17 protein-coding genes are annotated in these 19,562 nt (G+C 71.8%); 6 read left to right on the top strand and 11 right to left on the bottom strand.

What is annotated here, in order from left to right:
* Positions 1-165: 165 nt before the first annotated feature.
* Together BG482_RS42490 and BG482_RS11175 are read right to left on the bottom strand one after the other, a co-directional pair.
* A complete protein-coding gene (locus BG482_RS42490) occupies positions 166-336 on the bottom strand; it encodes a hypothetical protein (protein ID WP_107450491.1) in 171 nt (56 codons plus the stop codon).
* A gap of 144 nt (positions 337-480) precedes the next feature.
* Positions 481-1,641 (bottom strand): ROK family transcriptional regulator, encoded by a 1,161-nt coding sequence (locus tag BG482_RS11175; RefSeq protein ID WP_069768790.1) that lies wholly within the window; start codon positions 1,639-1,641, stop codon positions 481-483.
* A gap of 181 nt (positions 1,642-1,822) precedes the next feature.
* Between BG482_RS11175 and BG482_RS11170 the strand changes: the two genes are divergently transcribed.
* Positions 1,823-3,025: a Gfo/Idh/MocA family protein gene (locus BG482_RS11170; protein WP_069768789.1), complete on the top strand. Its 1,203-nt coding sequence runs from the start codon at positions 1,823-1,825 to the stop codon at positions 3,023-3,025.
* Positions 3,026-3,070: 45 nt separating this feature from the next.
* Here BG482_RS11170 and BG482_RS11165 read toward each other — a convergent pair whose 3' ends face one another.
* The 4 genes from BG482_RS11165 to BG482_RS11150 form a co-directional block, all read right to left on the bottom strand.
* Entirely contained in the window at positions 3,071-3,766 is a 696-nt protein-coding gene (locus BG482_RS11165) for a L,D-transpeptidase family protein (protein ID WP_069768788.1), read from the bottom strand.
* A 244-nt stretch (positions 3,767-4,010) separates the two neighbouring features.
* Positions 4,011-4,925, bottom strand: coding sequence for an SDR family oxidoreductase (locus BG482_RS11160; RefSeq protein WP_069768787.1), 915 nt, complete (start codon positions 4,923-4,925; stop codon positions 4,011-4,013).
* Between the two features lie 130 nt (positions 4,926-5,055).
* Complete coding sequence (locus tag BG482_RS11155) at positions 5,056-5,685, bottom strand: MBL fold metallo-hydrolase (protein WP_069768786.1); 630 nt, start codon at positions 5,683-5,685, stop codon at positions 5,056-5,058.
* On the bottom strand, positions 5,685-6,770 hold the full coding sequence (locus BG482_RS11150; RefSeq protein ID WP_069768785.1) for an S-(hydroxymethyl)mycothiol dehydrogenase: 1,086 nt from the start codon (positions 6,768-6,770) through the stop codon (positions 5,685-5,687). The genes BG482_RS11155 and BG482_RS11150 overlap by 1 nt, the downstream gene beginning before the upstream one ends.
* Before the next feature lie 168 nt (positions 6,771-6,938).
* Between BG482_RS11150 and BG482_RS11145 the strand changes: the two genes are divergently transcribed.
* Positions 6,939-8,693 (top strand): ABC transporter ATP-binding protein, encoded by a 1,755-nt coding sequence (locus BG482_RS11145; protein WP_069768784.1) that lies wholly within the window; start codon positions 6,939-6,941, stop codon positions 8,691-8,693.
* A 145-nt stretch (positions 8,694-8,838) separates the two neighbouring features.
* Here BG482_RS11145 and BG482_RS11140 read toward each other — a convergent pair whose 3' ends face one another.
* Positions 8,839-9,126, bottom strand: a complete 288-nt coding sequence (locus BG482_RS11140; RefSeq protein WP_069768783.1) for a hypothetical protein — start codon at positions 9,124-9,126, stop codon at positions 8,839-8,841.
* Positions 9,127-9,299: 173 nt separating this feature from the next.
* Between BG482_RS11140 and BG482_RS11135 the strand changes: the two genes are divergently transcribed.
* The gene (locus tag BG482_RS11135; RefSeq protein WP_069768782.1) at positions 9,300-9,665 is read left to right on the top strand and encodes a nuclear transport factor 2 family protein; all 366 of its coding nucleotides are present in this window, start codon (positions 9,300-9,302) and stop codon (positions 9,663-9,665) included.
* A 317-nt stretch (positions 9,666-9,982) separates the two neighbouring features.
* Here BG482_RS11135 and BG482_RS11130 read toward each other — a convergent pair whose 3' ends face one another.
* Positions 9,983-11,941 (bottom strand): ricin-type beta-trefoil lectin domain protein, encoded by a 1,959-nt coding sequence (locus tag BG482_RS11130; protein ID WP_079141738.1) that lies wholly within the window; start codon positions 11,939-11,941, stop codon positions 9,983-9,985.
* Between the two features lie 240 nt (positions 11,942-12,181).
* Here BG482_RS11130 and BG482_RS46095 point away from each other — a divergent pair, with 240 nt between their 5' ends.
* Together BG482_RS46095 and BG482_RS46090 are read left to right on the top strand one after the other, a co-directional pair.
* Complete coding sequence (locus BG482_RS46095; protein WP_370745773.1) at positions 12,182-12,271, top strand: hypothetical protein; 90 nt, start codon at positions 12,182-12,184, stop codon at positions 12,269-12,271.
* 643 nt (positions 12,272-12,914) lie between these two features.
* A complete protein-coding gene (locus tag BG482_RS46090; protein ID WP_370745772.1) occupies positions 12,915-13,403 on the top strand; it encodes a glycosyltransferase in 489 nt (162 codons plus the stop codon).
* On the opposite strand, the gene BG482_RS11120 is transcribed toward BG482_RS46090, so the two are convergent.
* Positions 13,400-14,101 (bottom strand): TetR/AcrR family transcriptional regulator, encoded by a 702-nt coding sequence (locus BG482_RS11120; protein WP_069768781.1) that lies wholly within the window; start codon positions 14,099-14,101, stop codon positions 13,400-13,402. The two genes, BG482_RS46090 and BG482_RS11120, sit on opposite strands and share 4 nt — an antisense overlap.
* A gap of 180 nt (positions 14,102-14,281) precedes the next feature.
* Between BG482_RS11120 and BG482_RS11115 the strand changes: the two genes are divergently transcribed.
* Positions 14,282-15,544, top strand: a complete 1,263-nt coding sequence (locus BG482_RS11115) for a YncE family protein (RefSeq protein WP_069768780.1) — start codon at positions 14,282-14,284, stop codon at positions 15,542-15,544.
* 69 nt (positions 15,545-15,613) lie between these two features.
* Here the strand turns inward: BG482_RS11115 and BG482_RS11110 are convergent, their stop codons facing one another.
* Positions 15,614-17,485, bottom strand: a complete 1,872-nt coding sequence (locus BG482_RS11110; RefSeq protein ID WP_069768813.1) for a cellulase family glycosylhydrolase — start codon at positions 17,483-17,485, stop codon at positions 15,614-15,616.
* A 74-nt stretch (positions 17,486-17,559) separates the two neighbouring features.
* A complete protein-coding gene (locus BG482_RS11105; protein ID WP_069768779.1) occupies positions 17,560-19,554 on the bottom strand; it encodes a translation factor GTPase family protein in 1,995 nt (664 codons plus the stop codon).
* Positions 19,555-19,562: the final 8 nt, after the last annotated feature.

Raw genomic sequence — 19,562 nt, 5'->3', positions numbered from 1 at the left:
GGACCTCGGTCGAGGCACTGCACGGGGGAGAGAGAAGCGGGCCGAGGGGCGGCCGGGGTCGTGCGGGGAGGACGCTCCTGCGCCCGGGATCCTTCAGTTCAGGACGGGGCCGCGAGGAGCGGCCCGTGGTCGGTCGGCTGCCGGGCCGGCCCGCCGGGTCGACCCTCAGGCCGCCTGGACGGGCTGCGGAGCGGCGGCCCACTCCAGGACGAGCCGCTGGTACTCCTCGCGCTGCTCGACGCTCAGTGTCCCGCCCGACCGGAACCACAAGGCCCGGATCTCCTCGTTGACCTCGGCAGCCGATCGCTCGGAGCGGGTTTCAACAGTGGTGGACATGGTGTGAATCTTAGGGCGTCCGACGTGAAGGCCGCGTGAGTCATCCCGAATGAACCGGACATATCGGACGTGTTACTGATCACGTCCATCTGTCAACCCCTTGGGCACGGTTCGTTCGGACGAGTGTCCGCGCACGCCGGACGTTCAGGCCTGCCCCGTCCCCAGCACCAGCACCTGGATCGCCGGCACCGCGGCGCCGCGGGCCCAGTCGTGGAAGTCGGAGACCTTCGTCTCCAGCGTCACGGGAGCGGCCAGCGGATGCCGGTGGGCGCGGACGGTCGCCTCCACCGTCGCGCCGCCGACGCCCATCAGGCCGACTCCTTCGCCGGCCAGCAGGATCTTCTGCGGCATGACGAAGTTGGCGATCTGGGCGACCAGCACGCCCAGGCCGCGGGCCGCCTCCTCCACCACCCGGGCGGCCATCGGCTCGCCGTCGGCGGCGAGGGCGAGGATCTCCTCGTAGGTCAGCTCCCGGCCGGTGGCCGCCTGAACCTGGTAGCGGATGCTGGGGATGGTCAGCAGGGACACGGCGCTGCCGCGCGCTCCGTCGGGGGTGAGGGGGCCGTTGGGGTCCAGGATCCAGTGCCGGCCGAACCCGCGGTCCTCCTGCGCGCACGGCACCCGTCGGCCGCCCAGGACCAGCCCGTAGCCGATGCCCGCGCCGACGGTGAGGACCACGAAGCGGTCGAGGCCGCGGCCGGCGCCGAACCAGGTCTCGGACTCCACGAGTGCGGCGACGTCGTTCTCGACGACCACCGGCAGCCCGGTGCGCTCCTCGACCAGGGCGGCCAGCGGGACGTCGCGCCACCCCAGGAAGGGCGATTCCGCCACGACGGCGCGGTCCCTGACCAGCCCGCCCACGCCGATGCCGACGCCCGCGATGCCCGGGTGGGCACGGGCCAGTTCGTCGGCCGTCTCCCCCAGCACCTCGACCACCTCGGCGGGGTGGCGTGAGGCCAGCGGGCGGGCGCGGCGGGCCACCACCTCGCTTCTGAGGGTGGTGACGACGCCGTACACCATGTCCTCGGTGATCTTGAAGCCGATGAACGAGCGGGATCCGGCGACCACGTCGAGCGGTCGCGAGGGGCGGCCCTGCCGGGTTTCGACCGCGCCGCCGGCCTCGGGCGCCTCGACCAGCAGACCCGATTCGATCAGCGGCTTGGTCAGCCGGGTGAGACTGCCCGCGGACAGACTCAGCCGCCGCGACAGATCGGTGCGCGAGAGCGGTCCGTGGACGAGCACCTCGATCGCGACGGAGCGCTCCCCCGCGCTCAGCGGCAGCCAACTGGCGGCGCCTGTGGCCATGAGGATCACACTCCCACCCGGACTTCTTATTGCCCTGGAACTATCCAGATCGCCATAGGTAGCAGAGTTTCCGGTCGAAGTGGATACCCGCCGACCTCTTGACGTCCGGATTCTTTCACCTCAAAAGTAAGTGGCCGAGCCGGATCATCCTGCTTCCCGACCAGTGAAGGACACCCGCACCATGACGTTCTCCCTCGGCATCGTCGGCGCCGGACAGTTCTCCGGTCAGTTCGCCAGGCTGTTCCTGGCCCATCCCGGCGTCGGCGACGTGTACGTCACCGATCTGCTCCCCGAGCGGGCCGAGCGACTCGCCGCCGCCGAAGGCCTCACGGGCGTCTTCCCGTCGTACGAGGCGATGCTGGAGTCGGACGCGGTGGACGCGGTCGCCGTCTTCACCCAGCGCTGGACGCACGGGCCGCTGGTCCTCGAGGGCCTGAACGCCGGCAAACACGTCTACTCCGCCGTTCCCATGGCGATCAGCGTGGAGGAGATCGCAGCGATCATCGACGCCGTCCGGGCGACCGGGCTCACGTACATGATGGGCGAGACGAGCCAGTACAACCCGGCGACCGTGCACGCGCGCAACCAGATCGCCGAGGGCGCCTTCGGACGGATCTTCTACGCGGAGGGCGACTACGTCCACGACATGGACCTGGGGTTCTACGAGGCGTACCGGTACAGCGGCGGCGAGGACTGGAAGGCGACCGCGAGCTATCCCCCGCTGCTGTACCCGACGCACTCCGTGGGCGGGGTGCTGGGCGCCTGGCGCACGCACGCGGTGAGCGTGTCGGCGATCGGCGTCGTCGACGAGCGCGGGGACGGCGTCTTCGACAAGGAGGTGAGCCGGTTCGGCAACGACTTCTCGAACGCCACCGCGCTCTTCGAGGTGGCGGGCGGCGGCTCGTTCCGCACGAACGAGTTCCGGCGGGTGGGCTACCCCTCCCACATCCGCGAGTCCCGTTTCCGCTTCTTCGGCACGGAGGCGAGCATGGAGCAGCTCGCGACGGTGGCTCTGTGGCAGGACAAGAACGGCGTGAAGGACATCAGCGAGCTGCTGGAGCCCAAGCCGACGATGTCCCCCGACGACCCGTCGCTGGGGCACGTCGCACCCGAGCTGCGGGCCGCGTTCACGTCGGGCTCGGCGCCGGTGCACGACCGCTCACGGCTGCCCCGGGAGTTCGACACACTGCACAACGGGCACGAGGGCAGCCATCACTTCCTGGTGGACGACTTCGTGACCGCGGTCGCCGCGCGCACGCTGCCGTCCGTGAACGCCTGGGTCGCGGCCCGCTACACCCTGCCGGGCATCGTCGCGCACGAGTCGGCGCGGCAGGGTGGAGTACGGCTGGACATACCGGACTTCGGGGACGCCCCCGAGGCGTGACTCCGAACGCCGGGCGCCCGGACCGCCTCAGGAGCGTGCGCGGTCTCAGGTGCCCGGCTTGCGGCCGTAGACGAAGACGTCGTCACCGGTCTTCAGCAGGGACCAGTACTTCTTGGCGGTCGTCGACGTCATGTTGACGCAGCCGTGCGAGCCCGGCGGGTTCCACATGCTCAGGCCGACCGAGTGGAAGGCCTGCCCGCCGTCGAAGAACTGGCTGTACGGCATGGGCACGTTGTAGATGTTCGAGACGTGGTTGAGGTGGCGCCAGTAGATCTTCTTCAGACCGGTGCGGGTCTCGAACCCGTCGCGGCCGGTGCGGACGGGGACGGGCCCGTAGACGAGCCTGCTGCCGTCCTGGATCCAGCTGATCTGCAGGGTGAGGTTCACACAGGCGATCCGGCCCTTGTTGGTCGGGCACGTGCCTGCCTTGTTGGGCTTGTTGCCGACCGCCTTCTGCTTGTTCATGAGGTCCATCACGCCCCACGTGACGGGCCCGGCGTAGCCGATGTTGGGCGTGATGCCGTGCTTGTTCTGGAAGGCCCGGATGGCGCTGCAGTCGGCACCTGACTGCCTGCCGTCGACGGGCCGGCCGAGGAACTTCTCCACCTGCTTCTGGTAGGGCCCGGCCTGCGTCGTACAGCTCGCGGCCTGCGCCGGCCCCGCGCCCAGCGCGAGCGTCAGCGGCGCTACGAGTCCGGTGACCCCCAGCGCGACGACCCCTCGTCTGCGTATGTCCCCCATGGCTGCCCTCTCCCTGGCATGGTGTGTCGATCTCGCAGTGGTAGACCGCTCTGCGCGGGCGGCGGTTGTACGCCGACGCAGGCTGTGACGAAACGGTGAACTTCACCGCCGCTCCGCCGGCCCGGCGCCGCTCGCGCCCGCCGGGCAGCCTACGACCGACCGCCGCGGCCGTCACCGGCGGGGCGGTGACGGCGGTGACGGCGGTGACACAGGCTCACCCGGCGGACGGCGTGCGGGCGATGCCTCAGCGGTAGCCGGCGGTGTCCGCCGGCTTTCCCGCGTCCTGGACCTCGACCAGATAACGCCAGGCGTCCGGGCGGCTCCCGTCGAGGTCGGTGAAGCCGTACTCCCGGGCGAGACCGCCGCTGGAGAGGGACTGTCCGTTGAACCGGGCGACGCCGGAGTCGGCGGCGAGGGCGGTGACGGCCCGGCCGACGAAGCGGGGTGTCTCGGAGATGGCGAAGTGGGGGACGCGGTCGAGGGCGTCGCGCCAGTTGTCCTCGCGCACGCCGAACTGGTCGAGCATCAGCTCCGAGCGCATCCAGCCCGGGGTGAGCGCGACGGCGGTGGCCTCGCGGGGTCCGACCTCGTGGGCGAGGGCGAACGCCATGCGCAGGACGGACGTCTTGGCGAGGTCGTAGAAGAGGTTCACGCGGTAGGTGTCGCGGTTGTACTCCGCGGTGCCGTCGGTCATCTCGACGACGAGGCCGCCCGGCCTGCGCAGGAGCAGCGGAAGCGCGTGGTGGCTGGTGACGGCGTGGGTCTCGACGGCGAGGCGGAGCAACCGCAGCCCGTTGTCGAGGTCGTGCTCCCAGACCGGGGTGTCCCACTCGAAGAGCTTCTCGCCGCCCCAGATGTCGTTGACGAGGATGTCGAGGCGGTCCTGCTCCCGTGCGATGCGATCGACGAGGGCGCGGACCCGGGCGGGGTCGAGGTGGTCGGTGGGGACCGCGATGCCCCGGCCGCCCGCCTCGGTGACCAGGTCGGCGGTGTCCTCGATCGTCTCCGGGCGGTCGTATTCCGAGCGCCTCTCGCGGGTGGTGCGTCCGGTGACGTACACGGTGGCGCCGGCCGCCCCCAGCTCCACGGCGATCCCCCGTCCCGCGCCCCGGGTGGCCCCCGCCACCAGTGCGACCTTGTCCTCCAGCGGCCCAGACATGTCCGGCCTCCCTGTTCCTGTGTCCTCGCGGCAGTGGTGTCGCCTCGATGGTCCAGGGAAAGCCGGACGTCTTCTGCCGCCTTTCGGCGGCTCTCACCCGGCCGGGTGGAGCCGCGTCGGCGTCTCCGCGTCAGTGCCCCCGGGCGATCCACTCCTCCAGGTGGGGCGCCTCGGCCCCGATGGTGGTCTCGTCCCCGTGTCCGGTGAGCACCCGCGTCTCGGCCGGGAGGGCGAGCAGCCGGTCCCTGATGGACGTGATGATCGTCGGGAAGTGGGAGTAGGAGCGGCCGGTCGCGCCGGGGCCGCCCCGGAAGAGGGTGTCGCCGGTGAACAGCACTCCGAGCCCCGGGTCGTGCAGGCACACCGCGCCGGGCGCGTGCCCGGGGGTGTGCAGGACGGTGAGGTCGGCGCCGGCGGCCTCGATGACCTGACCGTCGGTGAGATGGGCGTCCGGCTCACGGTCGGGGTGGGTGAGCTTCCACAGCGGGAGGTCGTCGGGGTGCAGCCAGATGGTCGCGCCCGTGAGGTCCGCGAGAGCGGGGGCGGCGCCGACGTGGTCGTTGTGGGCGTGGGTGCAGACGATGGCGGTCAGCCGCCGGTCCCCGACGGCCGCGGCGATGGCCGCGGCGTCGTGGGCGGCGTCGATGACGACGGCCTCGTGGTCGTCGCCGACGATCCACACGTTGTTGTCCACGTCCCAGGTGCCGCCGTCGAGGCTGAACTGCCCCGAGGTGACGAGACGTTCGATGCGCGCGGCCATCACAGCACCACCACCGAACGCAGGACGTCCCCGTGGTGCATCCGCTCGAACGCCTTCTCGATCTCGTCCAGTCGGATGGTCTCGGTCACGAACGCGCCGAGGTCCAGCCGGCCCTGGAGATGCAGGTCGATCAGCATGGGGAAGTCGCGAGAGGGCAGGCAGTCGCCGTACCAGGAGGACTTCAGCGCGCCACCGCGCCCGAACACGTCCAGCAGGGGCAGTTCGAGCTTCATCTCCGGCGTGGGCACGCCGACCAGGACGACCGTGCCGGCGAGGTCGCGGGCGTAGAACGCCTGCCGGTAGGTCTCCGGGCGGCCGACCGCCTCGATCACCACGTCCGCGCCGAACCCGCCGGTGAGTTCACGGATCGCCTCCACCGGGTCCGTCGCCTTGGAGTTCACGGTGTGCGTGGCGCCCATGCCGCGCGCCGTCTCCAGCTTGCGGTCGTCGATGTCGACGGCGATGATCTTCGCCGCGCCGGCCAGCCTGGACCCCGCGATCGCCGCGTCGCCGACACCGCCGCAGCCGATGACCGCGACCGAGTCGCCGCGGCCGACGGCCCCGGTGTTGATCGCGGCGCCGACGCCCGCCATGACCCCGCAGCCCAGCAGACCCGCCACCGCCGGCGACACCGACGCGTCGACCTTGGTGCACTGTCCGGCCGCCACCAGCGTCTTCTCCGCGAACGCACCGATGCCCAGGGCCGGGGAGAGTTCGGTGCCGTCGGTGAGGGTCATCCGCTGCTCGGCGTTGTGGGTGTCGAAGCAGTACCAGGGCCGCCCGCGCAGACAGGCCCGGCACCGCCCGCACACGGCACGCCAGTTGAGGATGACGAAGTCGCCGGGCGCGACGTCCGTGACGCCCTCGCCCACCGACTCCACCACGCCGGCCGCCTCGTGGCCGAGCAGGAAGGGGAACTCGTCGTTGATCCCGCCCTGCTTGTAGTGCAGGTCCGTGTGACAGACCCCACAGGCCTGGATCTTCACCACGGCCTCGCCCGGACCGGGGTCCGGGATCACGATCGTCTCCACGCGCACCGGCTCGTCACGGCCCGGCGCGATCACCCCGCGCACTTCCTGCGGCATGCTGCAGCCCCTTTCTTCGACGGACGTCCGTCCCGATGCCGACCCTACGCGTGACTGATCGGTCGGAGCACGGGCGACGGGGCCGGCCGGCGCTGCGAACCCGTGCCCGGGCCCCACGCGGCGGCCGACGTAGCCTGGGGGCTTCCGCCGAACCCCCCGAGGAGCCCCGTGACCATCGCCCCGACCGCCGGCGACCGGCCCCCGTGGCGGCTGCTGCTCGACTACGTGCGGCCGCACCGCCGGGCCCTGCTCGCGGGCGCGGTCCTCTCCCTCGTGACCGGCGCCACCGGGTTGCTGCTGCCGCTCGTGGCACGGAAGTTGATCGACGACCTGGGCCATGACCGGGCGATCAGCAGCGCGTTGCTCGCCCTGACGGCGCTGGTCGTCGCCAACTCGGCGGTGGGCGCGCTGGGTTCGTACGTGCTGCGGCGGACGGCCGAGTCGGTGGTGCTGGGCGCGCGGCGGGCGTTGTCGTCGTATCTGCTGCGGCTGCGGATCACGGCCGTGGACCGCAGCGAGCCCGGTGACCTGATGGCCCGCGTCACCTCCGACACGACCCTGCTGCGCGAGGTCACCACGGACTCCCTGGTGGGCCTCGGCACCGGCGGGCTGACGCTGGCCGCCACGGTCGTGATGATGGGCCTGGTCGATCCGGTGCTGCTCGGAGTCACGCTGGCCGTGATCCTGTGCGCGGGGACGGTCCTCGGGGTGATCGTGCCGCGCATCAACCGGGCGAGCCGGCGCGCGCAGGACGCCGTGGGCGTGATGGGGGCCTCGCTGGAGCGGGTGCTGGGCGCGTTGCGCACGGTGAAGGCGTCGGGCGCCGAGGAGCGTGAGGAGGCGACGCTGCACTCGGCGGCCGAGGAGTCCTGGCGGCAGAGCGTGCGGGCCGCCAAGTGGTCGGCCGCGGCCGGGAACACGGCCGGACTGGCGATGCAGACCGCGTTCATCACCGTCCTCGCGGTCGGCGGCGCGCGGGTGGCGACCGGCGCGATCCAGATCGGCACACTGGTGGCGTTCCTGCTGTACGTGTTCTATCTGATGTCGCCGATCCAGCAGGTCGTGGGGGCCGTCACCCAGTACCAGACGGGCTCCGCGGCGCTGAGCCGCATCCAGGAGGCCCTGCGGCTGCCCGCCGAACCGGTGTCCCGGCCCGCGGAACTTCCCGCGCCCGCCGCCGAACCGGCCTCGCTGGCCTTCTCCGACGTCCGTTTCCGGTACGCCGACGACCTGCCCCGCGTCCACCACGGCGTGACGTTCGCCGTGCCAGCCCGGGGCATGACCGCGTTCGTGGGACCGTCGGGCGCGGGGAAGACCACGGTGTTCTCGCTCATCGAGCGGTTCTACGACCCCGAGTCCGGCACGATCGCCCTCGACGGCCGCGACCTCGCCGACTGGGACCTGTCGCACTTGCGCTCCTCCATCGGCTATGTGGAGCAGGACGCGCCCGTCCTGTCGGGCTCGCTGCGCGACAACCTGTTGCTGGGAAACGCCGCCGCGGACGACGACGCCGTGCGGAGCGTGCTGAAGACGACCCGGCTCGACGACCTCGTCGCCGGACTGCCCCAGGGGCTGGAGACGCTGGTCGGGCACCGGGGCACCAAGCTGTCCGGGGGTGAGCGCCAGCGGGTGGCCATCGCCCGCGCCCTGCTGCGACGCCCCCGGCTGCTGCTGCTGGACGAGGCGACCTCGCAGCTGGACGCGGTGAACGAGGCAGCGCTGCGCGACACCGTCGCGGACGTCGCCCGCACGACGACCGTCCTGGTGGTGGCCCACCGGTTGTCGACGGTCACGATGGCCGACCGGATCGTCGTCATGGACGCGGGCCGGGTCCGGGCGGTGGGCACGCACCGCGAGCTCGTGGCGGGCGACCCGCTCTACGCGGAGCTCGCCGCGACCCAGTTCCTCTCGACGGTCGACTGAGCCTGCCGGGCCCGTGCGCCCGAGGAGACCATCCGGGACGGGACGGCGGGGCCGCAGTCGGGGCCCGCGAACCGGGACGACCCGGGGGAACGGGTGCGGGGGCCGCCCGGTCGTCCGGACGGCCCCCGCGGGGGAGGTGCGACGCTCAGGTCAGCAGCCCGGTGACCGGGGCGACGAGGTCGGTGACCTGGTGCAGTTCGTTCAGCTGCTCGAGCTGGGTCACCTTGTTGAGCTCGCCCAGCTGCCGTGATACCGGCGGGAGTTCGGCCCGGTGCTCGGCCGGGATCTGGTCCGCGACCAGCGTGTCCAGCGTGGTCATCGGGTTGAGCTGTCCGGCGGCCGGGGCGTCGGCCGCGCTCGCCATGGGCGCCGCGAGGCCCGCGACCCCGGCGGCGAGAGCGGCGATTGCGGCGATGCGTCGAGTGGAGATCATGTCCTCAGGAACGTCGCGGACGCCCTCGGGGACACGGGCGGGCGCCCGCGCTCACCCGACAGGCGGAGGGACCCGGCCCCGCTTGCCGAGCCCGGCGGGCGGGAGGAGCCTCGAAGGTGAGGGTCCGGCGGCCCGCCCTTCCATCTTGGCCACGGCCCTCGGAGGAGGTCACCATGGGCACCGCGGCAGGCTCCGCCTTCGACACCGAGACCCTGCGCAAGGGCATCGAAGGACGGACCCCGACGACATTGCTGTCGCTCTACGCCGACGACGCGGAGCTGCGCGTCGTCGACCACCAGGCACAACCCAGCCACCCGAGGACGCTGCACGGCCGGGACGAGATCGCCCGGATGCTGGACGACGTCTACAGCAGGGACATGACCCACAAGCTGGAGGAGTGCATCGTCCAGGGCGACCGCGCCGCCTTCAGCGAGTCCTGCCGGTACGCGGACGGCGTGCGCGTTCTGTCCGAGTCGATGATCACGCTGCGGGACGGCAAGATCGTCGAGCAGACCATGATCCAGGCATGGGACGAGTAGGGAGGAAGGCTGCCAGGGTCCAGGTCACCTCCCGGCTGACCTGGACCTTTTCGGCGACGGCACGGCTGGGGAGGTCACGTGCGGCCCGCTCCCGGCTGCCGGCGCCGGCTTCGGCGGCGGGCAGGCGTGTCTGCGTCGCCCTGCTGTGGGGCGCACTGCGGGCAGTGCGCCCCCGCCGTCCTGTCCCGGCTCTCCCGTCTCCACGCGCCGGGCGATCGCGACGCGGCCGCCACCGGTGAGCCGCACCCCGCCCCCCGGGACACGGCGTCGACCGGGGCGGCGGGGGCCTGAGGCGGTGGCGGCAGCCCCGCGTCAGGTCAGTCGAGGGTCCATTTCTGGTTGTCGGCGCCGCCGCACGACCACAGCACGATCGGTGTCCTGTTGGCCGTGGCCGCCCCGTTCGCGTCCAGGCACAGGCCGGCGTTCACGTTGGTGATCGTGCCGTCGCCGTTGACGTTCCACTTCTGGTTGCTCTGCCCGGTGCAGTCCCAGACGACGACCTTGGTGCCGTTGGCGGTGCCGTGGTCGTAGGCGTCGAGGCACTTGTTGCCGTACACCACGAGTTCCTTGCGGGAGGTGTACGTCCAGGCCTGGTTGGAGCCGCCGTTGCAGTCCCAGATCTCGGCCTGCGTGCCGTTGGCGATGGTGGAGTCGAACATGTCCAGACAGCGGCCGGACTGCTTGCCCACGACGAGGCTGCCGTTCGTGCCGGGCAGGGGCCTGACGGTGATGTCCGCGAGGGTGGGGGCGCCGGTGAAGGCGAGCGTGTTGGCGGACCCCTTGGACAGGGCGACCTGCACGGAGATCGTGCCCTGGGCGGAGCCCGTCGGCGGGAAGGAGACCGTCGTCGCGGCCTGTCCGTCGACCTTCAGGGTCGCGACGCGGGGGGTGGCGGCGGTGTTGGTGTAGGCGACGTCGACGACCTTCAGGCCGGTGCTGTCGGCGACCACGCCCGAGAAACCCGACGTGCCGGTGTAGGTGCTGCTCGACGCCTCCGTGCCGCCGGTGACGGTGAGCAGGACCGAGCCCCCCGCCGGGACGTTCGCCGTGTAGCCGGTGGCGTACGCGCCGACGTCGGCGCGGGCCCACGGGTCGCGGACGGTGGCGGAGGCGCCGGTCAGCCCCAGGTCGGCCCAGCGGGCGGTGATGTTCGCGGCGGCGGAGGTGCGGTTGAGCAGCACCACGGCCCGCCGGCCCGAGCCGGCGAGGACCTTTCCGTACACCTGGAGCCCGGCGCCGTCCTCGGCGACCTTGACGCCCTGGAGACCGCGGGCGTCCTGGTCGACGGCGACGACCTCGGGGTTCTTCAGGATGTCCGCCGTCTCCGTCGTCATCGTGGTGAGGTCGTTGCCGGCGAGGAGCGGGGCGCCGGAGATCGCCCACAGGTTCATGTGGGTGCGGTTCTGGGCGGCGGTGAAGCCGCTCATGCCGACCATCAGCATGTCCGGGTCGTTGTAGTAACCGGTGTGCTGGGCGGTGGGGTGCACGTTGCGGTCGTAGTTGGTCAGCAGGTTGGTCATGGACGGCTTGTTGCCAAACAGGATGATGTCGTCGTTGGTCCGCCACATCGCGCCCTGGCCCGGCGCCCAGTTCCACGGGTTCTGCCGGCCCCAGTTGCACAGCGACAGGGTCATCGGGCGGCCGGTCGCGGCCGTGGCCTTCGCGATCGCGCCGCTGATGGACCGGTACGTCGTCGCCGCGTCGAGTCCTTCGGCGTCGCCGCCGCACCAGTCGACCTTCACGAAGTCGAAGCCCCACTGCGAGAACTGCAGCATGTCCTGGTCGTAGTGGCCCTCGCTGCCGCTGCCCGGAGCGGCGGGACGGCCGGTCGGGTAGTAGTAGCCGCAGCCGTCCTTGCCGGCGTCGGTGTAGATGCCGGCCTTCAGACCCTTGCCGTGGATGTAGTCGGCGATGGCCTGCATGCCGCCGGGCCACTCGGACTGGTCGACGGTGATGTTCCCGGCGCTGTCGCGGGTGCCCTGCCACCAGCCCTCGTCGATGTTGACGTACTGGTATCCGGCCGCGGGCAGGCCGGAGGCGACGAACGCGTCGACCTGCCGCTTGATGACGTTGTAGTCGATCTTCGCGGCGAAGCTGTTCCAGGAGGCCCAGCCCATCGGGGCGGCCGGCACGGCGATCTGGCGCGAGGTCGCGGCCTGGGCCGTGCCGGGCTGGACGAACAGCAGGGCGGCGGTCGCCGTCAACAGCAGGGCGAGCACCCGCGCCGCGGCGGATCTGCCACGGCGGAGGACGCGGGAGCGTGGTGGGGGGAACATGTGGCGGCTCCGGGATTCGAACTTTCGATATATCGAACATGGATCGACTGAGCGAACGTGACGCGCGCTGAAAGTAGGGCCGCCGGAGGACAAAGTCAACGGCTGAGACAGAAGTGGCACAACCGCAGCCCGGAGGCCAAGTGGCTCTTTTCGTAAGGTCGTTCGCCCCTCGACGGGCCTCGCGCCGCCATACCGTCCGCCGTGGGAGCGGCGATCACGACGGCGGGATCCCGGGGCGACGTGGCCCCTTTCACGGGGCTGGGCCACGCGCTGGTGCGCGCGGAACACCAGGTCACCCTCGTCACCCATGGACGGTTCGCCCCCTGGTGACCGGCTCGGGGGTGGGCTTCCACACGCCGCCGCTCGATCCGCGGGCCGAGCCGGAGTCCGAACAGGGCCGGGACTGCACCGCAGTGCGACCGGTGCCGGCAAGCTGCTGCGGGTGGGTCGGACGGCCAGGGCGCCGGTCGGCCGGATGACCGACGATCTGCTGACCGCCGCCGGGTCCAGCGACGCCCTGCGGCTGTCCGCCTCGCCGGCTGCGCTGGGGCACGCCATCGCCGAGGGCATGTCCCTGCCAGCCTCGGCCTCTACCTCCAGCCCTTCGCGCCCACCCGGGAGTTCGCGCCCCCGATGCTGGGCGGCGGCTCCTGAGGCGCGGTCGGCGACCGGCTGGCCGCGCACGGCGTCGGCCTGGCCGTAGAGCAGATCTTCGCCCCGGTCGTGCCGACGGTACGCGCCCGGCTGGGCCTGCCCGTCGCGCCCCGCCCTGCCCGTCCGGCGCCGGACCGGCGGGCCCGTCCTGCACGGCTTCAGCCCGCCGGTGGTCCCCGCCCCCGGGACTGGCGCGCGACGCTGGACGTCAGCGGGTGCTGGTGGCCGTACGACCGCGAGACGCGGCCGCCTGCCGCGCACCGGGAGTTCCTGGACGCGGGAGCGCCGCCGGTCTTTCGCCGGCCTGGGCAGCGCTACCGTGCCCGGCCCCCGGCGCCTCAGCGCCGAGATCGTCCGGGCCCTGCGCCGGGCGGGGCTGCGCGGGGTGATCCAGAGCAGCCGGGCCGCTCTCATGGCGGACGGCGACGACATGCTGACCGTCGACGACGTCCCGCACGCGCTGCTCTTCCCGGAGACGGCGGCGGTGGTCCACCACTGCGGCGCGGGCACCACGGCGGCCGGCGTGCGGGCCGAGGTGCCCGCGGTGCCGGTGCCGGTGCCGATCCAGTTCGACGAGGCCTTCCGGGCCGACCGTCCGGTCGCGCTCGGCGTGGCCCCGGCCTCACTCCCCCTGCGCCGGCCGACCGCCGACGCCCTCGCCGCCGCCCTGGTGCGGGCCACCCGGTCCCCCGGAATCCGCGAGCGCGCCCGCGAGCCCGGGGTCCGGGTACGCGCGCAGGACGGGGCGGGGCCCGTGGTGAGAGCGGTGGCCCTGCTGTCGGCCGACCTGCCGGGCGGGCCGAGCTAGGGGTTCTTCCTTTCGAGACCGCCGGAAGGAAGAACCCGGGCGGGCGCGGGGGTCCACCCCGGTGGTCGCAGGGTCCCCAGCAGCTGGCGCACCAGTTCGTCGACCACCTCGTCCAGCGTCGCGTCCACCCAGCCCGCGCTCCAGTCGTGCAGGAGGCCGTTGACGCTGCCGATGAAGGCGGCGGCCGCGAGGCGGTAGTCGCGGGGCGCCGCCTCGCCGCGCTCGGCCGCGGCCGTCGCCTCGGCGCAGATCAGGTCGATCCAGCGGGCGCGCCGGGCCAGGCGCTGTTTCTCCAGGCGGGGGCTCACGCCGACGATCTCGACGAAGGTGATCCGGATCCGGTGCGGGTCGGTGGTGACGTCGGCCGCGTAGGCGCGGAAGATCGCGGTGACGCGCTCGGCGAGCGGCAGGCCCTGCGCGTCGGCGAAGGCGGCCAGGACCGCTTGCTCGGCCCAGTCGTTGACCTGCAGATGCAGCGCCGCCAGAACGTCCTCGAGAGTGCGGAACTCCTCGTAGAACTGGCGCGTCGACAGGCCGGCCGCCTCGCTGAGCGACGCGACCGTGGTGCCGCGGTAGCCGGGCCCGCCGCCGAAGAGCCGCAGTGCGGCCTCCAGGAATCTTTCCCGGCGTTCGGCCTGCCGCTGCTCGGCGGACTTGCCGCCGTAACGGCCGGTCGGCGCTCTGAGCCTGCCCGTCACTGGCCCTCCCTCGTCGCATCGCGCTCCCCCCGCCGCCAATTTTGTCGTGCACGGAGTCTTGTGGCGAAGGGCACCCCTTCCTTACTTTCCAGTAAGTCAACTCTGAACGCATCGGTGTTCAGATTCGGGCGGCCTTCCGCCCTGCCCCCACGCCTTCAGCCACCCAGAGGAGAGAGCAGCATGCCTGCCTTCAGATCCAGGCACCTTTGCTCCGTAGCCGCCGCCCTCGTCCTGACCGTCGCCGCCCCTGCGACCGCCGCCACCGCCACCGCCGCCTCCGACGCCTCGACCGCCGCCGCCCTGCGCGAGGTGCTCTTCGTCGGGAACAACTGGGAGGGCACCGCGGACGTCGTCAAGTCCGGCGGTGACTTCGCCAAGGTCGGCCGGATCAACGTGATCCCCGACAAGGCCGCCCGGATGGCGGAGATCAACGCCGACCCGATCAAGTGGATCTACTTCCAGGCCATCCGCAACGGGGTCGGCGAGGGACACGACCAGTTCGTCGACGACATGTACACCACCCCGGACGGCGCGTCCGTGGTCGTCTCCCGGCCGAGCTTCGCCGACGTCGTCTCCATCGACCTGGCCACCGGGAACATCAACTGGCGCTTCCCGGTGTCCGGTTACCGCTCGGACCACATGGCCGTCTCACCCGACGGCAAGCGGGTCGCGGTCTCCGCGTCGATCTCGAACACCGTGCACGTCCTGGACATCGTCACCGGCAAGCAGCTCGGTTCGTTCAAGACCGGCGACAAGCCGCACGAGAACATCTTCACCAGGGACGGCAAGTACATCTACAACATGGCGATCGGCGACGTGAACACCTCGCTCGACGCGCCGTGGCAGGACTTCACCAAGGGCGACCGCCGCATCACCGTCGTCGACGCGACCACGTACCAGCAGGTCAAGGTCATCGACATGCGGCAGCGGCTGGACGCGATCGGGCTCAAGGACTACTCCGACGCCGTACGCCCCGCGGTGTTCTCGCCGGACGAGTCCAAGCTGTACTTCCAGGTCTCGTTCTTCAACGGCTTCTTCGAGTACGACCTCGCCTCGGACCGGATCACCCGGACGAAGACCCTGCCGAAGAACCCGGCGACCAGCGACGACCGCACGACCTTCGTCAACGACTCGCGTCATCACGGCCTCTCGATGAGCCCCGACGGCAGCAAGCTGTGCGTGGCCGGCACGATGGACGACTACGCGACGATCGTCGACCGCGGCACCCTCCAGGAGGGCCCGCTGGTCACCGCCTCGAAGCCCTACTGGGCCACGGTCAGCGGCGACGGCAAGGACTGCGTCATCTCCGAGAGCGGCGCCGACCAGATCACCGCGATCGACTTCGCCACCGGCCAGAAGGTCCTCTCGGTGCCGGTGGGCGACCATCCGCAGCGGGTCCGGCTCGGCCATGTGGCGGCGAACTGGACCGGAACCGGCAGCTGACGCGCTCCCCGGCGCGGCGGGGGTGGGCAGCGGTGACCGCCGCCCACCCCTTGGTCGTGTCCGGCGTGCTCACCCCGTCTTCTGGGCCGCCCACGCCGACAGTTCCGTACGGGCGGCCGCCAGCAGGGTCGCGGACGGCGCGGCGGCCCCGTTGGTCACCAGTGCGTAGTGCAGGACGCCCGAGTCCTGGGCGCCGAGCAGCAGGCGACGACTGCCCGTGCCGCCCGGTTCGGCGGCCGCGGCGATCTTGCTGGTCGTCGTGTACGCGGGCGGGGCGTACACCGTGCCGAGGTCGGAGACGACCGTGGTCGTGGCGGTCGGGAAGGAGGCCGGCAGGTGCAGTTCGGTGGGCGCCGTGCCGCCGTTCGAACGCCAGACCAGCAGCCCGTACTGGCCGGAGCCGACGAGCTGCCTGGTGTTGGGCAGGGAGCTGGGGACCGGATTCCAGGTGAGCGTGGTGGAGCCGTCGCGGGAGCGGTCCTCGTAGGTGAAGGCGACGGTCGTGCCGGAGGTGGCGCTCGGGTAGATCCGGTCCAGCAGCCGGGCGTCCTGCCGCAGGGCCACCGCCCCGCCATCGTCCAGGCGTACGGCGGAGAGGTCTTCGTCGTTCCAGGCGTCGCCGGTCGTGCGCACCTTGTCGGGGTTGTCGTTCATCAGCTCGTGGTGGCGGCCGTTGTAGATGTCCCACTGCCACTGCGAGCCGGACAGCACCGGGCCCGAAGTCGCCGGAGCGGTCCACCAGTTGGCGCCCTTCACGCGGGAGTCGAGGCCCTGGTACATCGCCTTCAGGACGGTCGGCGCCTTGCCGGCGGTGTTGCCGTTCAGCGGGTGGCCGAACTCGCTGACGATCGCGGTCGTCCCGGCGGTGGAGGCGCGGTCGCGGACCGTGCCGAGGTCGCCGACGTACTGGCCGTCCGCCGCGTTGCCCCACATCAGGATGCCGGAGATGGCCTTCTGGTCGTAGAAGTGGGTGTTGAAGACATAGCGGGAGCCGAGCGCGCCCGCGTCGAGGAGGCCGCCCTCCTCCTTGCTGACGTTGCCGTTCCAGAACAGGTTCGGCTCGACGAGGGCGGGCTTGTCGGCCCAGCCGGCCGCGTCCATCCGGGCCCGGAACCTCACGTAGAAGGGCCACAGCAGGTCGCGTTCCCAGGTGCGGCTGGTCTGGCCGGAGTCGTAGGCGCCGGCGTAGGGCTCGTTGTAGGGGTCGAAGCCCAGGACGCCGGCGAACTCCTCGGCGGTGAGGTTGGCCTTGACGTACGTCATGGTCTGCTGGGCGGTTGCCAGGAAGGAGTCCTGGAGGCCGTGGTCGTTGTGCCAGAAGTCGTGCTGGGCGGCCTTGACCGCGCCGTTCTGGGTGATGTTCTGCCCCCAGAGCAGGCAGATCCCGCAGGACTCGTTCGGGTAACCGCCCAGATCCACCGCCCACTTGGGCGCCCCGTCGCCGGTGTACCAACTGCCCGCGTTGAACAGCCAGCGGGAGTAGAGGTCCTGGTGGAAGTCGGGGTAGACCCGGATGCCGGCGTCGAGGAAGGCGCGCATCTGGTCGGTGGCGGCGGCCAGGTAGGCGGTGTCGACCTGGCCGCGCGCCGGTTCGGCGTAGGCCCAGGAGAGCAGGAAGCGCACGGAGTTGCCGCCGCCGAGGGCGCGCAGGGCCGTCGCCGACTTCCTGGCGTCGGCGACGGAGGCGAAGGGCAGGCCCTTGTTCTCGGCGAGCTTGGTCTCGCCGGAGACGTTGTAGCCGCGCAGCACGACCTCGCGGCCGTTGCCGTCGACGAAGCGGCCGCCCGACACGGTGAGCGCCGTGCCGTCGAAGGAGAGGGAGTCGGGGATCGTGGCGGCGGTGGCGGCGGTGGCGGCCGTGGGGCCCGCCACCGTCAGGAAGCCGCAGAGTCCGCAGAGGACAACCAGAACAGCGAGCAGACGAGCCCGGATATTCGGCATGTCCACTACAGTCCGGTGATTTCCGGACACCGTCAATACCTTCTGACCCACGAGTAAGTTGGCTTTCTGTCAGCTCAGTTGGCCACCCGACCCGTCACGCGCAACAGGTACTCCTCACGGTGGAGCGGATTGTGGTCGGTGCGCGGTCGCTCCGGGAGCGTCCCGTGGACGACGGGCGCGTAGTGGTCGAAGCCGCTCTCCCACTCGCCCTCCCCCCGGGTCAGCGCGGGAATGCGCTGTTCGAGGCCGTGCACCCGGGCGGCGGGCACCGCGCCCTCCAGCACGCAGCGCGCCCCCCTGACGTCCGTCGTGCGGGGCACGGCGCGCAGGCCGGCCAGCACCGGCAGCAGCGCGCCCAGCGTGTCGGCCGGGGCCTCGACGCGGAAGCGGTGCATGGGCTCGTGGACCCGCGTGCCGGCGCGGCGCAGCGCCTCGGCCAGAACCAGCGGAGTCAGACCGCGGAAGTCGTAGCCCGTGCTCGACATGCTCTTGTCGAAGCCCTGGTGGGCGTGGCTCTGACGGGGCCAGTAGCCGCAGTGGGTCATCGCGACGGCGCAGTCGGTCACCTGCCAGCCGTGCAGGCCCTGGCCCAGCGTCTCGCGGACGCTGTCCTCGACCGCCTTGAAGAAGGCGTACGGCATCGAGCCCAGTTCCACCTCCAGGCCGAAGCGCACCCCGCTGCCCGCCGGGGCCGGCTCGACGCGCAGGCCCACGGTGGCGAGGAACGGGTTGGCGTCCTTCTTGATGAACTCGGCGGCGGCTCCGACGCCCACCGGACGCTCCACGCACAGGGGCGTCGTCTCACGGAAGTCGACCGCCAGACCGTGGTCCTCGGCGAGGGTGGCCTGGAGGACCTCCTTCTGCACCTCCCCGTAGAGCGACACCGACGTCTCCCGCCGGACCTCGTCGTGACGCAGGCCGATCAACGGATCCTGCTCGGCGAGCCGGGTGAGGGCGAGGTGAAGGGAGCGCCGGTCGACGCCCGGCCCCGGCACGACGACCGTCTCCAGGGTCGGCGGCGCGAAGAAGCGCCGTCGTTCGTCGCGGGGTTCGCCCAGACAGTCGCCGACCCGGGCGTCGACGAGGCCCCACAGCCGGGCGATCCGGCCCGCGGCCACCTCCTCCTGACGTACGTCCGTGCCCTGGTCGAAGACGCTGATCGCGGTGACCCTGCCCGCGTCCTCACCCCGGCCACGGCCGTCGCCGCCGCCGAGGGGGACGCGGTCGCGGACGCGCAGGACGCCGGAGAACAGACGGACGTAGGCGATCTTCTCGCCGGCCGGGCCCCGCTCCACCTTGAAGACCGTGCCGGACGGCGGCCCGTCGCGGTCGCCGTCCGCGCCGGGCAGCAACTCGGCGATCCCGGCGACGAGTTCGGGCACCCCGGCGCCGGTCGTGGCGGAGCCGAAGTAGACCGGGTGGACGAAGGCGCGGCGGGTCTGGTCGAGGAGGGCCTCCCGGACCCGCTCCTGGGTGACGACGCCGTCCACGTACGCGGACAGCAGGGCGTCGTCGTGGTCGGCGAGGACCTCGACAGCGGGCTCGAGCGCCGGTTCGACGGCGGTGAAGGCGGCCGCAGCCGTGCCCGGCCCCGTGACGGAGCCCATCGGGACGACCCGTGCGGACAGCCGCTCGGTCAGCTCCCGCAGGACCCCCTCGTCGCGTGCGCCGCGACGGTCGATCTTGTTGACGAAGACGAGGGTGGGGATGCGCAGCCGGCGCAGGGTCCGCATCAGGATCCTGGTCTGCGCCTGGACCCCCTCGACGGCCGAGACGACGAGCACCGCGCCGTCGAGCACGCAGAGCGCCCGCTCCACCTCGGCGATGAAGTCCGGGTGGCCGGGGGTGTCGATCAGGTTGACGGTGACGTCGTCGATCCGGAAGGAGACGACGGCCGACTTGATGGTGATGCCGCGCTGCCGCTCCAGCGCGAGGGTGTCGGTCCGGGTGCTGCCGGCGTCGACGCTGCCGAGTTCATCGATGACGCCGACCGAGTGCAGCAGCCGTTCCGTGAGGCTGGTCTTACCCGCGTCGACATGGGCGAGAATCCCGAGATTGAGCACGTGCACGAAGCGTC

Source organism: Streptomyces sp. LUP30 (genome assembly GCF_001746365.1).
Classification (GTDB): Bacteria; Actinomycetota; Actinomycetes; order Streptomycetales; family Streptomycetaceae; genus Streptomyces.
Note: the sequence above shows the minus strand (reverse complement) of the source record. Positions and strands in the feature narration are given on the sequence as shown.

Excerpts from the sequence above, each read along its gene's own strand:
- BG482_RS11175 (WP_069768790.1), bottom strand. The coding sequence starts at position 1,641 with ATGGCCACAGGCGCCGCCAGTTGGCTGCCGCTGAGCGCGGGGGAGCGC.
- BG482_RS11150 (WP_069768785.1), bottom strand. The coding sequence starts at position 6,770 with ATGCCGCAGGAAGTGCGCGGGGTGATCGCGCCGGGCCGTGACGAGCCG.
- BG482_RS11140 (WP_069768783.1), bottom strand. The coding sequence starts at position 9,126 with ATGATCTCCACTCGACGCATCGCCGCAATCGCCGCTCTCGCCGCCGGG.
- BG482_RS11130 (WP_079141738.1), bottom strand. The coding sequence starts at position 11,941 with ATGTTCCCCCCACCACGCTCCCGCGTCCTCCGCCGTGGCAGATCCGCC.
- BG482_RS11135 (WP_069768782.1), top strand. The coding sequence starts at position 9,300 with ATGGGCACCGCGGCAGGCTCCGCCTTCGACACCGAGACCCTGCGCAAG.
- BG482_RS11165 (WP_069768788.1), bottom strand. The coding sequence starts at position 3,766 with ATGGGGGACATACGCAGACGAGGGGTCGTCGCGCTGGGGGTCACCGGA.
- BG482_RS11155 (WP_069768786.1), bottom strand. The coding sequence starts at position 5,685 with ATGGCCGCGCGCATCGAACGTCTCGTCACCTCGGGGCAGTTCAGCCTC.
- BG482_RS11115 (WP_069768780.1), top strand. The coding sequence starts at position 14,282 with ATGCCTGCCTTCAGATCCAGGCACCTTTGCTCCGTAGCCGCCGCCCTC.
- BG482_RS11170 (WP_069768789.1), top strand. The coding sequence starts at position 1,823 with ATGACGTTCTCCCTCGGCATCGTCGGCGCCGGACAGTTCTCCGGTCAG.
- BG482_RS11110 (WP_069768813.1), bottom strand. The coding sequence starts at position 17,485 with ATGCCGAATATCCGGGCTCGTCTGCTCGCTGTTCTGGTTGTCCTCTGC.
- BG482_RS42490 (WP_107450491.1), bottom strand. The coding sequence starts at position 336 with ATGTCCACCACTGTTGAAACCCGCTCCGAGCGATCGGCTGCCGAGGTC.
- BG482_RS11160 (WP_069768787.1), bottom strand. The coding sequence starts at position 4,925 with ATGTCTGGGCCGCTGGAGGACAAGGTCGCACTGGTGGCGGGGGCCACC.